A 15156-nucleotide genomic window follows, 5' to 3' on the forward strand; every position below is an offset into this window, starting at 1 on the left:
AAACTTACAATGAGTCGCGATCTTTTGTTTTCTTTGCACTTCTTTGTGTAATGAATGGTGGTCCATCGTAAAGTGGATTATACTCCTAAAAGATGTGTGAATGGAAGGGATAAAAGATGATGTCAGGTTTATAAAACAACTTGTTGTGGAAATGCCAAATTGGAAAAAACTGTTTGTTGAATCAAACATACCTGAGAAATTAGCTCCTCTGAAAGAGTTAAGTAAAAATTTGTGGTGGGTCTGGAATACCGAAGCCCGGGAATTGTTTCAACAGATTGATCCGGAGATTTGGGAAGAAAGCGCCCATAACCCGGTGGTCTTACTGGAAAAAGTGAGCTATCAGCGTTTTTTGGAGCTCGAAAACGATAAATCGTTCATGACCCGGATGACTGAGGTGCTTGCCAGGCTGAAGAAATACCTGGACGCTCGTTCCGCCTTGTCAGGTCCGCAAATCGCGTATTTCAGTATGGAATACGGAGTACACGACAGCCTGAAGATTTTCTCCGGAGGTTTGGGCGTTTTGGCCGGCGATTACCTGAAAGAAGCCAGTGACTCGAAAGTGAATCTGGTGGCTGTTGGCCTGTTGTACCGGTACGGCTATTTCAAACAGACCGTTTCGGCGCAGGGCGATCAGTTGGCCAACTACGAGGCCGAGCAGTTCTCGAAAATTCCGGTACAACCCGCCTTCGATCAGGACGGAAACTGGGTGACGATTGAGGTTGAATACCCCGGACGGGCCCTTGCAGCCCGTGTTTGGGAAGCCAAAGTCGGAGCTGTCAGCCTGTATTTGTTGGATGCCGATTTTGAAGAGAACCGCGATGACGACCGCTTTGTGACTCACCATCTTTACGGAGGAGATAACGAAAACCGGCTGAAACAGGAAATGTTGCTTGGCCTTGGTGGTATTCGTGCCTTGCGCAAGCTGGGATACCAGTCAGATATTTACCATTGCAACGAAGGACATGCGGCCATGATTGGCCTCGAACGGATCAAAGACTATATCGCCGAAGACAGGCTAACCTATGCCGAAGCGCAGGAAGTTGTTCGCGCGTCTACTTTGTTTACCACACATACGCCGGTTCCTGCCGGTCACGATTCTTTTCATCAGGATTTGTTTTTTACCTATATGAGCAAGTTTCCCAAGCAGCTAAGCATGGATTGGGATGAATTTGTGATGCTGGGTAAAACCGCCCGGCACGAAGATCATTTCAATATGAGTTATCTGGCCGCCAACCTGTCGCAGGGAATAAACGGAGTAAGTATGTTGCACGGCGAAGTTTCCAAAGATATCCTGAAACACCTGTATGAAGGTTTCTTTCCCGAAGAACTCAATATCGGTTACGTGACGAACGGGGTACACTATCCTACCTGGGCGGCAAAAGAGTGGAAAGAACTTCATCTGAAATATTTTGGGGCTGATTTTATCGACAACGAACTGGATTTTGATTTATGGGACAAAATTTACAAAGTACCCGATGAGGAAATCTGGACCCTGAAAAAACAGCTGAAGGTAAAACTGATCGATTACATTAAGCAACGCTTTGCCGATACCTGGATCCAACGGCATGAAAACCCGAAACTGATCAACGAGGTTTTGAGCAAGCTCAATCCCAATGCACTGACTATCGGTTTTGCCCGGCGTTTTGCCACCTATAAAAGGGCTCACCTTTTGTTCCGAAACCTCGACCGCCTGTCCCGGATTGTGAATAACCCGAATCGCCCGGTGCAATTCATTTTTGCAGGCAAGGCGCATCCTGCCGACAAAGCAGGGCAGGATTTGATTAAATACATTGTCGAAATATCCAGACGACCTGAGTTTCTTGGGAAGATCCTGTTTGTTCAAAATTACGACATGAACCTGGCCAAAATGCTGCTTCAGGGGGTCGATATCTGGCTAAACACACCGACCCGTCCGTTGGAAGCCTCGGGGACAAGCGGAGAGAAAGGCGTCATGAACGGCACCATTCATTTCTCGGTGCTCGACGGATGGTGGGTTGAAGGTTATAAGGAAAATGCAGGCTGGGCGCTCCCGCTTGAACGGGCTTACGATGTGCAGGACTTTCAGGATGAGCTGGATGCTGAGTCCATCTATAATATTTTCGAGGAAGAAATTATCCCGACGTACTTCAGCCGCAACGAAAAGGGTGTTTCCGAAGGTTGGGTTTCGGTGGTTAAAAATACCATCGCCCAGGTGGCGCCAAACTTTACAACCAGTCGGATGATCCGCGATTACCAGGACCGCTTTTACAAGCCACAGGCTGCTCGGAAAGCCAAGCTGGCTGAAAATGATTATTCGATGGCGCGCGAGCTGGCTGCCTGGAAAAATAAGATTATCGGTGTCTGGGATGCCATTGATGTGAAAGAAATTCAGATTACTGATGGCATTGCCAACGTGTTGCGTATTGGCGAAGAATATCCGGCAAAGGTGGTGCTTGACCTGAATGGCCTTTCGCCCGATGAAATCGGCCTGGAAATGGTGATCACCGAAACATCGCCCGAGGGTAACCACGAGTTTGTGAATGCGATCGAATTTCGTGTCGACCAGGTAAACGGATCGGAATGTACTTACCTGTTAAACCTGCATCTGATGGATCCGGGCGCTTATAACTACGGGTTGCGCTTATACCCGAAAAATGAGAAACTGCCACACCGTCAGGATTTTAAATACCTGCGCTGGATATAGTTAGCATAACAATAATACAAAGCAGCTTTCGGGCTGCTTTTTTTATGCCTGTACTTTCGGATTCCCCGGTATTTAAAACCATTCTTTTCTGGCAGTTACCACTCAAAAGCCCTGCTCCTGAATTTGTGCTGTTTCAAAATAAATTTAAATTTGTGGCTCATCTTAAGAAAAAACCAACATGGCTGAAGAGAAAAACCTTGGATCGAAAATTAAACAAATCAGAACATCGCGGCAAGTAAGTCTGGAAGAATTGGCCGAACGGGCCAACCTGGAAGTTTCGTTGATTAAAAAGATAGAAGATGAAAAAGTAGTGCCTTCACTGGCGCCCTGTTTTCGTCAATGGGACACCTAAATTTCAATTTACAGTTTTGGATTGGATTATAATATCATATAGTTCCTGTTGCTCGCTATCCATTCTTAACATTCGAGCTTTGGTATCTTTCGAGTAGGGTAATTGATAAAGGATTTGGTACATATTGTGCGTTATTTCTTGTGCCCTTTTCAAACTAATGACCGATTTTTTGGCCTTGAGCAATCTTTCCAATTCGAGCATTACCGTATATGCAGTGAAACAGATGCAAATGTGGGCTTCGATCCTGTTATATAGCCGATGGTATATTGGACGTACCCTAAGATCGGTTTTGTTCATACGAAAAGCACGTTCAATAAACCATAAGTTCCTGTAATTTGCGATCACCTGTTTTGCCTGAAGGGCAGTGTTGGTCAAGTATCCTTTTATGCCATCCCAGGCGGCATCGGCATTGAACTTTTCCAAATCAATAGAGATGGTAACTATCCCTTCCATCTTTAAATACTTGTTGTATCCCTTGTTGTTGATGTTTGATTTGGTCAGTTTTCCGCTGTTCAGGCGCTTGGTCAGCCTGTCCAATCCACGTTTGCGGTTATGGGCATCTTTGGACATCCGCTTGTTTGTCCGGGACAAAACCAACCGGGTGGCCCCTGTTTTCTTTATCGTCCGCACATCACCGTCTTTTAAATCAAAGGCAAGAATCTTTTGCTTGATCAAGTCGTTTTCGTTTTTGGGGCGTGCCCCAAGGATATATTCATACCCGTTCTCTTCCAATGCCAAGATGTTTTTCTTAGACAAAAGGCCAGAATCGGCAATGACAACGGGTTTTCCAAGGTTATACCGCTCTTCCATGCGTTGCAGTACCGGGATAAAAGTATTTCCCTCGAAAATATTCCCTTCAAACAGTTCATAACCGATGGGGTTCCCGCCCTGGCCAACCAACAAGCCAAGAAAAATCTGGGGGCATTGATGTTTGCCGTCCTTTGAGAAACCGGTTTTCCGAAGATCGTCTTCGTCGCTTGATTCAAAATAGAGCGTGGTCATGTCGTAGAAAACCACATCGATCTTCCCTCCCAGCACACGAAGCGTATGGGAATAGGAGATATCTTCCACCTGCTTTTTTATGTCGGGGATCCCATCTGGTTGGCTTTCCACTGCCTCCCTGCGGAAGCACAGGTTGTCCAGAAACCGGTAAATCTTACTGATGTTATAGACAACGCCTTGATAACGGAAAAGGTAATCGATCGTTTTCAGCTTGCTGCCCGGATTAAACAGCCGGGTTATAACCAGGTGCCGGAACAACTCATTGTGGATACGGCCATAGCCGATCCGGTCATAAAGTGTCCCAAATATGATTTCAGGGCCTATGACTTGTATCTGTGAGTTGGAAATGGTTGATAGGAAGTCCTCCAGCTTGATTTCATCTTCATCCTCAAAAAGAGACCTGTTTGTTCCGGTAAGTTCGCGTACATGTTGGCGAGCTTTCTCTTCTAAACGGACAACTTCCGCCTCGGTCCTCCCTGCACCCAAACTTTTGATTACCCGGTAACGCCCATGGCTCTTGTCAACAACCTGGACACTGACCGATCCCGTTTTATTTGCTTTGCGACGAACAAACATGCAACAAAAATAGCCATGAGACACCCAAAATCAAAATAAAACAAGCCTATTTTATTCTGCTTCAATTAGATATAAATTATCGGAAAAAAAGTGACGAAAACAGGAAAACCATTCTTTTCTGGCAGTTACCACTCAAAAGCCCTGCTCCTGAATTTGTGCTGTTTCAAAATAAATTTAAATTTGTGGCTCATCTTAAGAAAAAACCAACATGGCTGAAGAGAAAAACCTTGGATCGAAAATTAAACAAATCAGAACATCGCGGCAAGTAAGTCTGGAAGAATTGGCCGAACGGGCCAACCTGGAAGTTTCGTTGATTAAAAAGATAGAAGATGAAAAAGTAGTGCCTTCACTGGCGCCGTTAATTAAAATTGCCAGGTCTCTTGGCGTTCGGTTGGGGACCTTTCTGGATGATGCCGATCATTTTGGGCCGGCGGTAGTCCGGGCCGGCGGGCAGGAACAAGGCATCCGGTTTACTACGCAAGGCAACGGGGCGCGGCAGCACCTCAACTTCTTTTCGCTGGCTTTCGACAAGGCCGGCCGTAACATGGAACCCTTTATTGTTGATATTGAACCCTCGGAACAGTCCGATTACATGCTCTCGTCGCACGAAGGCGAGGAGTTTATCTATGTGCTTGACGGACAGGTTGAAATCAACTACGGAAAGGATGTTTACCTGCTGAATCCAGGCGACAGCATTTACATGGATTCAATCGTTTCGCATAATGTGCATGCAGCCAATAAGCAGACGGCAAAAATTCTGGCTGTTATTTATGCTCCGTTCTGATTGTCAATGAATACAAACAAAAAATCATGCAACTAATTGATTTTACATTTGGAAGCATCCTTGAAAAATATGCTTTTGAAACGCCCGACCAGGAATTTATGGTTTATCCCGACCGGAACCTGCGTTTTACCTACAGCCAGTTTAACGAACGGGTAGACAAACTGGCCAAAGGCCTGATGTATATTGGTGTGGGTGAAGGAAGCAAAGTTGGTATCTGGGCAAACAATGTTCCCGACTGGTTAACCTTTATGTTCGCCTCGGCCAAAATCGGGGCCGTTTTGGTGACCATAAATACCAATTACAAACTGGCAGAGCTGGAATACCTGCTTCATAACGCCGATATCCATACCTTGTGCCTGATTGACAGCTTCCGCGACAGCGATTACGTGAACATGATTTTTGAACTGGTTCCCGAGCTGAAAATACATCCGCGCGGAAACCTGCAATCGGCTAAATTTCCCGAATTGAAGAATGTTGTCTTCATTGGCCCTGAAAAGCACCGGGGGATGTACAACACGTCGGAACTGATCTTGTTGGGCTCACACCTCGACGACCTGGAACTGGAAGAAGCCAAAAACAAAGTAAATACCCACGATGTCGTGAATATGCAATACACATCGGGGACAACGGGCTTCCCGAAAGGGGTGATGCTCTCGCACCACAACATCCTGAACAACGGGTACGCTACCGGCGAGTGCCTGCGTTACACGGCCGCCGATCGCCTGCTGGTCTGTGTTCCTTTTTTTCATTGTTTTGGTTGCGTGCTGGCGCTTTGCGCCATTGTAACACACGGGGCCACCATGGTTATTACCGAAGATTTTGACCCCTTGATGGTGCTGGCTTCCGTTGAAAAAGAAAAATGTACGGCCTTGTATGGTGTTCCCACCATGTTTATTGCCGAGCTCAACCACCCGATGTTCGACCTGTTCGACCTGACCAGCTTGCGCACGGGGATCATGGCCGGAGCGCTCTGCCCCATCGAGACGATGAAACAGGTGATGACCAAAATGCACAGCAAAGACATCATCAGCGTGTACGGGTTAACCGAAACATCGCCGGGGATGACAGCCACCCGTACGCATAACCCGCCCGAGGTACGCGCCACAACGGTTGGTTTTGAATACCCCAACGTGGAAGTGAAAATTTTTGATCCCGAAACCGGCGAAGAATGCCCCGATAATGTGCAGGGCGAAGTATGTTGTCGCGGTTACAACGTGATGAAAGGTTATTATAAAAACGAAGAAGCTACCCGTAAGGCTATCGATGCTGATGGTTGGCTGCATTCGGGCGACCTGGGCGTTCGCAACGAAGACGGCTTTTACCGGATCACCGGCCGGATCAAGGATATGATTATCCGCGGAGGCGAAAACATTTACCCGCGCGAGATTGAAAACTACCTTTTTCAACTGCCGCAAATCGAAGCCGTGGAAGTGGCCGGCATCCCCAGCCCGAAATACGGCGAACAGGTAGGCGTCTTTATTAAATTGAAAAAGGGACAAAGCCTCACGGAAGAAGAAGTTCAGGAGTTCTGCCGCGGACAGATTGCCCGCTATAAAATTCCGAAATACGTCTTTTTTGTCGATGGTTTCCCGATGACGGCCAGCGGCAAAATCCAGAAATACAAGCTGAAAGATATTGGCCTGCAATTGCTGGGGGAAAAAGGCATCGAGGTGGTCTGATACGCGACACCCCGGACCCTACAAGGTATTCCGGGGCGCCTTTCCCCCGGGTGTAATTGGCTATCGTTATACCTGATTTTGAATTACATTCATCTACCTTGTTTCGTTTGGCTTTTTTGATTGCTTTTTGTTTCTTTTTGTGTTTTGCTGTGTTTCGGTTTTTTGTTGTAGCTTCTGCTTTTCGTTTTCCGTTTGCTGGACGTTCGGCTTCGAGGGCAGAGTTTTCATTCTATCGTTCTTAGGCTCTACAACAACCTGTTTCGCTTTATTATCGTCGTTGTTTCGTGGAATCGCCTGTTGTTGTTGTTGTTGTTGCTCACGTTTGTTATCCGGAGAGTTTTCATTCATTCGCTGTCGTGCAGGTGGTTCAATTTCCTTTTTATTTTGTTGTTTGGCATTATTCGGCATATTGTCTCTATGGCTGTCATTTGCAGGGCTTACCTTCCGTTGTTGAATGGTTTTGTTTTGTTCGGGGCTCCGTTTCATATCATCGATGTTGGTGACCTTGCTCGGAGTAGGTTTCCTGCCCTGATCATTGGAGTTTTTCACCTGAGGCCGGTATATTCGTAATTGTCCGTTTCTCAAATCCTGTCCTGGCCGGTTGTTTTCCTGAATAGCAACCTTGCTGACGTTTCGACCGGTCGATCGTTGTACATCGTCCCTGCCTGGTCCCGATATGTAAGTTGTATTTCGGCTGTTATCAACATAGGTGTTGTTGATCACCGTTGAATTCCGGATAATCCGGTCCCGATTCGTCCCGCTGATATGATAACGGCTAATATTTGACCTTTGAAAATCCCTGTCCCTTACAAACATCCAGTGATCGCGGTAATTATTGTAATAGTCATTGCCAAAGCTAAAACTGATGCTAATACCCGGTCGCATGGGTTGCCAGCCATAATAACCATTGGATCTTCGCCAGGTGACCCATGAAGGTCCCCATTCATAATCTGGAATCCAAAGCCAACCGTAATAACCATCGTAGTCCCAACGTCCATAATGGAAAGGAGCCCATCCCCATTCGTATTGAGAGACCCATGTCCAGCCATAGTCAGTATAAATCCACTGGCCTCGGCTGGAGTAAGGCATAAAATCGGATTCTGCATCTGGAATCCAGACATACCCGTAATTAGGATATTCAACCCATTGACCGTAAGGGCTTAATTCGTCATAGAATACTTGCAAGCTCACAGCACCTTGCTGTGCCAATGATTGTTTGGGGCAAATTACTGTTGCCGTAACCAGAATAAACAGCAGTCCAAAAAGTTTAATATTTGTTTTCATCTGTCTTCTTTTCATTAATTAAATTGATTATAGAGTATTAACGAGATTTTTTGTTACCCTTTTTGCCTTGTTTCTGCCAATGGCCAGGTACCCAACGATGTCCTCGTGAAGTTGATTGCCAATGACCGGTCACATAGGTATTATGTTGGCTTGGTTGTTTCCAGTATCCGTTTTTTTGCACATAGGCATTCGTTTGACGCCTGTAAACCCAATCGCTGTCAACCCAAATGTGCAGATCGCTCGGGCGTTGTGGTCTGGAAAATTCCACATGATTAGGTCGGGTCGTAACATAACCGGCAGTGCAGGCATTGAAGAAGAAACCTATTCCTGCCAGGCTGGTTAAAAGAACAATTTTTCTGAACATTTCATTATTTTTCATGGTGTTTCTTTTATGTTGTGAATGAATTATCACAAGAGTATAAATTTGAGCACTTTAATTTCAAAAAGTCTTACACAATTGTATTTAAGAATTACATCTTTCACACATTATTCCTCTGATAATAACAGTTTAATTTCTCCATGAAAACATTGTCTGGCAGCCTGTCGGACGGTGGGACAATGCAGTTATTGGCCAGAAGGAGGACGGCATTCACCAAAAATCCGGTTGAAGAAGGTTCGGTTTTCAGGCAGAACGATAGATGTATCGCTGTATTATTGATTAAGCCAGTAAAAAAGGCAAAAAGGTGATTTGACAATTTGTTTGCCGGGGGAAACCATTTCCCCAATAATTTTTACCTGTTCTAAATTACCCCCCCCCGTTAATATTTCTTATATTAAAGACATTATTTTGTACGATAATGTTTACTTTTGTTTCGCTTGCTTGTCTAAAAATGGAATACCCCGACCGGGGAAAGAAGGAAATCAAACTGAAATTTAAGTAAACGCCTGCCGGTGGCAGGTTGAACCGAGCTACCTATATGCCTCTTTAAAGGGAAAAACCCGGCCCTTTGAAAAGAAACCGGGTTCACTCATTTTGTTTTAACCAGGTTTGGGAAGTTGGAGCTTCCCAAACCATAAACGTTTCAAAAGTATGAAAAAAATTAAATTCTGTGTCATGATGGCATTAGTATTAACAGTTTTTAGCGCTTGTCAGAAAGATGAGCTGCGAGTAGAAGAACAGGATGTATTGGATTCGGTTCTTGAAAAGCCGGATGTATATTATGAAAATGGGTTTCTGGTATTTAAAAGTTATGCAGTTGCTGATAGTGTTAGGGCTGCATTAATAAACCGATCATTTCAGGAGCAAAAAGCATGGGAAAACAGTTTAGGTTTTAATTCAGCAAAAACCTACCGAACTGAGGTGTCCGAGAAGCTAGGCGAAATTGGTGATATCAATAAAGCTGAGGCTTATATATCTAAATTAAAAGATGAAGGCTACTTTAGCATGCAAGATTCCTCCATGTGCTACCCGTTTTACAATCATTCGTGGGATTGTATATTAAATAAAAATGGCATTATAAAAATAGGTGATGTTTTATACTGCTTTCAAAAGGATGCCCAGATTTCCATAATTGATGGTAAAGTGAAAACATTAAACCAATTTCTTAATAATTCCAAAAGTTGTGACACCACTCTTGTAAAAGTATATTCTTCCCCAAAGTTAAAATCAACAATACCGACTAATTATGGGACTGTGGCAAGCGAAAGGATTTATTCTGATGGTGGAGGAGTAAGGTGGACATTAAAATTTTGTTACGACAAAATAACGATGCCGGCACTTGCTCCCAATGGTCAATTAATAACCGTGCAAACAGGTGTTAAATACTACCTGTATTTTCATAAAGAGAAAAAGGGAACATTTGGTTGGCGTGATTCCAAAGGCATTTTTAGCCATCAACATTTAAGTTACAATTTGGGTGGTAATTATGATCCGATTCAAGGTGATTATAGTACAAATTTTACAAATATGACCCCTGCTGCTTATTATACACAACTAAATACTTCAGAACTTTCAAATGTTTACTTAGACGTGAAGGGGTGGATTTTTAATGGCGCGTTATCTCCTATACCTTCTTCCTATCCTGGTCCTGCTCCGATAATAAATAATTTCTCTTGCAACGGCAAACTCAATACGATTTCTACTCCTATAAATTTAACCATCAATTAATTACTTCAAAGGAAGATCAATGCTTTATTGATCTTCCTTTTTTAAAACAGATTTTAAAACAGAAAACATGAAAAAACTACTGATTATTATCATGCTATTGAGTTATATTACAACGTTTAGCTTTTCACAGCAAAAAACCGAATTCGGGATAAGTACCGAGGGGGCATGGTTTATGCCACACCAAACAATTGGTCGCGACTGGGCAGCCAAAGCGGGATTCGGAGCCGGGATTGGTGTTTATGCCTCAAAAAACCTTTTATGGCGGGTTTCGGCGGATGTTGGGTTGGCGTACCGGTTTAAACAAATGCGGCAACATTATGTGGTTTATAGCGAAAATGGCGATGGTTATCATCCCTATGGATATGGGGCGGCTAATATTGAAGGTTGGGACAAACTTCCTTTGCATTATGTCGTTGTTCCCGTTCATCTCCAGATGCTTTTGAGTAAGGACTTTTTTGTCAGGGGAGGCATTGAATCAACCTGGCTAACGAATTACGAAGCAGTGAATGAAAAGCCTGAATTTAACTGGACTATTGGATTTGGGAGCCAGAAGTATAAATTAAAATGGTCGGTCAATTACATTAAAGGCTTTAAAGATCAGGGTTTTGGAGACAGAACGCTGGAGCCCAATGGCCATTACAAAGGATCGATAAACCGTAACAACATGCTTCAGATCAACCTTTCATACCCCATCTGGCAAAAATAATAGCATGCGGTTTAATCTAGTTTTTTTTCTCTTACTTCTATGCACTTCAACAATCGCACAGCAAAAGAGGACTGTTTCGGGCTATATTGCCGATACCCAAACCGGAGAGCGGCTTTATGCTGCCACTGTTTACGAGCAGAATACAGGGATTGGTACCATCAGCAACCGTTTTGGTTTTTTTAGCATTCTCCTTCCTGAAGGAAAAACCGCCCTCCAATTTTCGTTTGTCGGGTATAAGCTTCAATCAAAACAAATTGATTTATATGCCGATACTATGATAAACATTTCGTTAGAATCGGACAACAAGATCGATGAAATAATCATTAAAGGAAAGCCGGGCAACAACATGAGCGACAATAGCAACCTTGGTCACCACAAGCTCTCGGCAAATAAACTCGCCAGGCTGCCCTCACTAATGGGCGAAAAAGACGTGATGAAAAGCCTGATGATCCTTCCCGGGGTTCAACAGGGGAGTGAAGGAAGTGCCGGGATTTTTGTGCGCGGGGGCAGCCCCGATCAGAACCTGATTTTGCTCGATGATGTTCCTTTGTACAACCTATCGCATCTGTTTGGTTTCGTATCGGTTTTTACACCTGAAGCAATCAACAGCATCGATTTTTACAAAGGTGGGTTTCCTGCCCGCTATGGTGGCAGGCTCTCATCAGTAATCGACTTAAGGATGAAAGATGGGAATAAATTCAAGCGTGAAACCAGTATTAATTTCGGACTAATCTCAAGCCAATTTACGACCGAAGGCCCCATAAAAAAAGGTGAATCGTCGTATTTTTTCTCTGCACGAAGAACCTTGCTGGATTTAATCGTCAGGGGAGTTGCCGCAATCGGACAAAAGGGTGCTGAAGAGAAAGTAATCCCAGCCTATGGATTTCACGACATTAACGGGAAAATAAATTTCAAGCTAAATGAAAGAAGCCATCTTTATTGGAGCTTTTATTCGGGGAACGATAAACTGGCTATGGAATATAGCGATCACCTGAAGACGACGCAGAAAGAAGAAAGTCAAAAAACCTCAGGATCCATGCATTGGGGAAACGTGATGACCGCGTTCAAACTAAACTCCCAATTGAATTCCAAACTGTTTTTGAATACCACGTTGAGCGGGAGTATTTTCAATTACGGCAATTTATTTAAAGGAAGTACTGAAACCATTGTTGGCAGCGATGTTTCAAAAAATAATTTCAGGCTCAAATATCAATCACAAATCAGGTCGGTTGGCCTGAAAACCGATCTGGATGTTTACGGCAATTCCAACATTCCATTTCAAATCGGGCTGTTTGCCAATGTAAATAATTATTTGCCTGGTAAACAGCAGGTTGGCAGAAATGAAGGAACAGATGAAAATTCGAGCGAAGAAATATCGAGCCTGGATTACGGGGTTTATCTGGATAAAAAATTCACCCTTGGGGAGGAGGTAAGTTTTACTATTGGCTTGCGTAACGCGTTTTATTCTATTAGCAACCAAAAAACCTATTTCGCTGTTGAACCTCGTTTCATGTCAACATTCAGGCAAAACAAAAACACGAGCTACCACGCTTCATGCGCGGTAATGACCCAAGCCATCCATCTTTTATCGAACGGCAATGTTGGGTTACCTACCGACATTTGGGTTCCATCAACCAAGCTGATACAGCCTGAAACTTCTGACATCCTTTCCGTTGGAATGAAAAAAATGATCCCTTCAGGAATAAAACTTTCACTTGAAGCCTATTACAAACGGTTAAATCATGTGATTTCGTTTACCGAAGGCGATGGTATTCTGGACGTTGACGAAAATTGGGAACACAAAATTGCGGTTGGCAACGGGCGCGCCTGGAGCATGGAAACAGAAGCCAGGTATAACAATTCGAAGCTGGAAGGCTGGATTGGATATACACTTGCCTGGAACGAACGAAAGTTTGACGACATAAACAAAGGCCGCTGGTTTCCTTATCAGTACGACCGGCGGCATAAACTCGACCTGGGAATCATCTTACAATTAAGAAACGACTGGTCGTGTTCTTCCACCTGGACCTATCAATCGGGGGCTCCGGCAACATACACGGGAGTCGATTATCTGGCTTATCCCGAAAATTCAACCTACGAAGATTTCGATTTCTTCACAGGTCGTGCTATTGATCATAGTCGGATTCAATATTACAAAAGGATTAACGGCGTGCGTTTACCAGCTTACCACCGCTTGGATATTGGGTTTACCAAAGAATGGGAAGCGTATGGGAAGAAAAAAGCTCTATCGATAAGTGTTTACAATGTATATTCAAGGCAAAACCCTTTCCTGGTTTTTGCAAAAACAAAGCCCGACGGCTCAACCGGGCTGAAACAATTCTCGTTATTTCCAATCATTCCGTCAATTAGTTATCGCATTAGTTTTTAAGATAGACAAGATGAAAAAGTACTCGATCATTATCGTTTTTCTTTCCATGATTTCATGCACAAAGGATATTGAGCTGACCTTCGAAAAACCAGATCAAACAATGGTGGTAAACTGCCTCTTTTCAGAAGATGAAACATGGAAAGTATTTTTAACAAGGGTCAAATCGTTTCGCGACCAAACAGACTCATTCGTGGAGGATGCCTGCGTAATGATTGTTCCTGAAAATAAGGATACCATTCATTTGGAATATTTAAAAGACGGCATTTATGTATCGAATGAGAAACCAATAAGCGGAATTCAATACAGACTGGTTGTCCGTGATTCCGAAGGGAATACAATCACGGCAACAAGCTCAATCCCGATAATACCAATTATTTCCGAAATAAAGCCATCCACCCGGAATACGATTTATTTCTCGAACGCCAATCTCAGTGATTACCATGTTTTACCTTTAGATTTTAAGATTTCAGCTAACGACCAGGCCAACTTCGTTCGCTTTAGATTATTTACCTTCAATACGGATTTGGGATATAAAAGGTATTTGGTTACTGAAGAAACCATATCGGAACTTCGTGAAGAGAAATTTCCCGAGGATTTTCTAAGCGAACTGGAAAAATTGATCGGAGAGAGTATGAGCAGTTATCAATATGAGACGATGATCCGTGAAATCGCCGGGAAATATGAACTTCCATACAATGGCTTTAATATAGTTATTTCGAAAATAAAAGAAATAAAAATAACAACCCGCTACGACGACTCCTTTCGCTCCGGCTATCTATTCTCGAACTGCATTGGGTTAAACAATGTTTCAACAGACATCTGGAATGTTCTGGGTGAATATCGTGGATTGAAAGAGGTAAGCCTATTTGTTTCTTATATACCGGTGATGAACAAAAATAACCGGACAGACTATGAAGAAGAATACTGGCTTGAAGTAACAGGCATGAGTGAAGATTATTACAAGTACCAGAAAACATACATTAAGCAAGTGGTGAACCAGAAAAACCCCTTTGCATCGGTCATTGAAGTTTATTCAAACATTCAAAACGGGATTGGAATCTTTGCCGGGTATCATAGACAAATGATCCATCTGATTACTTACTAATAAATTTAAATCCAACCAGTCCACGCTTTTTGTCATCCCTGACGAAGGAAATTAATCCGGAGATGTCCCAGGTTACGGCAGCTATGGTTGCATGGTTATGAGCGCCAGTAACCGGATGCTTTTGATGAACTTGGTTTTCCCGATTTGGGAGAAGTAAAGGTTGCGCAATAAGACCCTTTAACTCCTGAAAAAAACAAGGGGGTGAAGTGGTTTGACAAACTTATTGCCATATCTACGATCAATTTTGCAATAGTTTAGACCTGTTCTAAATTACCCTGTTTATCCATATTTCTCATACCAATGACATTATTATGTTTTTTAATGTTTACTTTTGTTTCGCTTGCTTGTCTAAAAATGGAATACCCCGACCGGGGAAAGAAGGAAATCAAACTGAAATTTAAGTAAACGCCTGCCGGTGGCAGGTTGAAGGGAACTATTATATACCTCTTTGAAGGGAAAAACCCGGCCCTTTGAAAAGAAACCGGGTTC

11 protein-coding genes are annotated in these 15156 nt (G+C 43.5%); 8 read left to right on the forward strand and 3 right to left on the reverse strand.

Annotated elements, in window-relative coordinates:
• The first annotated feature begins 100 nt into the window (after positions 1-100).
• Together glgP and AC6H3C_RS05880 are read left to right on the forward strand one after the other, a co-directional pair.
• Complete coding sequence (gene glgP / locus AC6H3C_RS05875) at positions 101-2683, forward strand: alpha-glucan family phosphorylase (RefSeq protein WP_497519749.1); 2583 nt, start codon at positions 101-103, stop codon at positions 2681-2683.
• Between the two features lie 178 nt (positions 2684-2861).
• Positions 2862-3035, forward strand: coding sequence for a helix-turn-helix domain-containing protein (locus tag AC6H3C_RS05880; RefSeq protein ID WP_497519751.1), 174 nt, complete (start codon positions 2862-2864; stop codon positions 3033-3035).
• A 3-nt stretch (positions 3036-3038) separates the two neighbouring features.
• On the opposite strand, the gene AC6H3C_RS05885 is transcribed toward AC6H3C_RS05880, so the two are convergent.
• On the reverse strand, positions 3039-4613 hold the full coding sequence (locus AC6H3C_RS05885) for an IS1634 family transposase (protein ID WP_497516599.1): 1575 nt from the start codon (positions 4611-4613) through the stop codon (positions 3039-3041).
• Positions 4614-4821: 208 nt separating this feature from the next.
• On the opposite strand from AC6H3C_RS05885, the gene AC6H3C_RS05890 reads away from it, so the two are divergent.
• Together AC6H3C_RS05890 and AC6H3C_RS05895 are read left to right on the forward strand one after the other, a co-directional pair.
• Positions 4822-5397: a helix-turn-helix domain-containing protein gene (locus AC6H3C_RS05890; RefSeq protein ID WP_497519752.1), complete on the forward strand. Its 576-nt coding sequence runs from the start codon at positions 4822-4824 to the stop codon at positions 5395-5397.
• A 26-nt stretch (positions 5398-5423) separates the two neighbouring features.
• Positions 5424-7076 (forward strand): AMP-binding protein, encoded by a 1653-nt coding sequence (locus tag AC6H3C_RS05895; RefSeq protein WP_497519753.1) that lies wholly within the window; start codon positions 5424-5426, stop codon positions 7074-7076.
• A gap of 93 nt (positions 7077-7169) precedes the next feature.
• Here AC6H3C_RS05895 and AC6H3C_RS05900 read toward each other — a convergent pair whose 3' ends face one another.
• Both AC6H3C_RS05900 and AC6H3C_RS05905 read right to left on the reverse strand, forming a co-directional pair.
• The gene (locus AC6H3C_RS05900) at positions 7170-8360 is read right to left on the reverse strand and encodes a DUF6600 domain-containing protein (protein WP_497519754.1); all 1191 of its coding nucleotides are present in this window, start codon (positions 8358-8360) and stop codon (positions 7170-7172) included.
• Positions 8361-8397: 37 nt separating this feature from the next.
• Positions 8398-8739 carry a hypothetical protein gene (locus AC6H3C_RS05905; protein ID WP_497519755.1) on the reverse strand — a complete coding sequence of 114 codons (342 nt, stop codon included), beginning with the start codon at positions 8737-8739 and terminating at the stop codon, positions 8398-8400.
• A 651-nt stretch (positions 8740-9390) separates the two neighbouring features.
• Here AC6H3C_RS05905 and AC6H3C_RS05910 point away from each other — a divergent pair.
• The 4 genes from AC6H3C_RS05910 to AC6H3C_RS05925 all read left to right on the forward strand — a co-directional run bounded on the left by AC6H3C_RS05910 (position 9391) and on the right by AC6H3C_RS05925 (position 14667).
• The gene (locus AC6H3C_RS05910; protein WP_497519756.1) at positions 9391-10467 is read left to right on the forward strand and encodes a hypothetical protein; all 1077 of its coding nucleotides are present in this window, start codon (positions 9391-9393) and stop codon (positions 10465-10467) included.
• A gap of 67 nt (positions 10468-10534) precedes the next feature.
• Positions 10535-11173, forward strand: a complete 639-nt coding sequence (locus tag AC6H3C_RS05915) for a hypothetical protein (protein WP_497519757.1) — start codon at positions 10535-10537, stop codon at positions 11171-11173.
• Positions 11174-11177: 4 nt separating this feature from the next.
• Positions 11178-13562, forward strand: coding sequence for a TonB-dependent receptor (locus AC6H3C_RS05920; protein ID WP_497519759.1), 2385 nt, complete (start codon positions 11178-11180; stop codon positions 13560-13562).
• Positions 13563-13572: 10 nt separating this feature from the next.
• Positions 13573-14667 (forward strand): DUF4249 family protein, encoded by a 1095-nt coding sequence (locus AC6H3C_RS05925; RefSeq protein WP_497519760.1) that lies wholly within the window; start codon positions 13573-13575, stop codon positions 14665-14667.
• Positions 14668-15156: the final 489 nt, after the last annotated feature.

The sequence above is a fragment of the Gaoshiqia sp. US2 genome (assembly GCF_059705485.1).

Excerpts from the sequence above, each read along its gene's own strand:
- AC6H3C_RS05895 (WP_497519753.1), top strand. The coding sequence starts at position 5,424 with ATGCAACTAATTGATTTTACATTTGGAAGCATCCTTGAAAAATATGCT.
- AC6H3C_RS05910 (WP_497519756.1), top strand. The coding sequence starts at position 9,391 with ATGAAAAAAATTAAATTCTGTGTCATGATGGCATTAGTATTAACAGTT.
- AC6H3C_RS05905 (WP_497519755.1), bottom strand. The coding sequence starts at position 8,739 with ATGAAAAATAATGAAATGTTCAGAAAAATTGTTCTTTTAACCAGCCTG.
- AC6H3C_RS05890 (WP_497519752.1), top strand. The coding sequence starts at position 4,822 with ATGGCTGAAGAGAAAAACCTTGGATCGAAAATTAAACAAATCAGAACA.
- AC6H3C_RS05925 (WP_497519760.1), top strand. The coding sequence starts at position 13,573 with ATGAAAAAGTACTCGATCATTATCGTTTTTCTTTCCATGATTTCATGC.
- AC6H3C_RS05880 (WP_497519751.1), top strand. The coding sequence starts at position 2,862 with ATGGCTGAAGAGAAAAACCTTGGATCGAAAATTAAACAAATCAGAACA.
- glgP (WP_497519749.1), top strand. The coding sequence starts at position 101 with ATGGAAGGGATAAAAGATGATGTCAGGTTTATAAAACAACTTGTTGTG.
- AC6H3C_RS05900 (WP_497519754.1), bottom strand. The coding sequence starts at position 8,360 with ATGAAAACAAATATTAAACTTTTTGGACTGCTGTTTATTCTGGTTACG.
- AC6H3C_RS05915 (WP_497519757.1), top strand. The coding sequence starts at position 10,535 with ATGAAAAAACTACTGATTATTATCATGCTATTGAGTTATATTACAACG.
- AC6H3C_RS05920 (WP_497519759.1), top strand. The coding sequence starts at position 11,178 with ATGCGGTTTAATCTAGTTTTTTTTCTCTTACTTCTATGCACTTCAACA.
- AC6H3C_RS05885 (WP_497516599.1), bottom strand. The coding sequence starts at position 4,613 with ATGTTTGTTCGTCGCAAAGCAAATAAAACGGGATCGGTCAGTGTCCAG.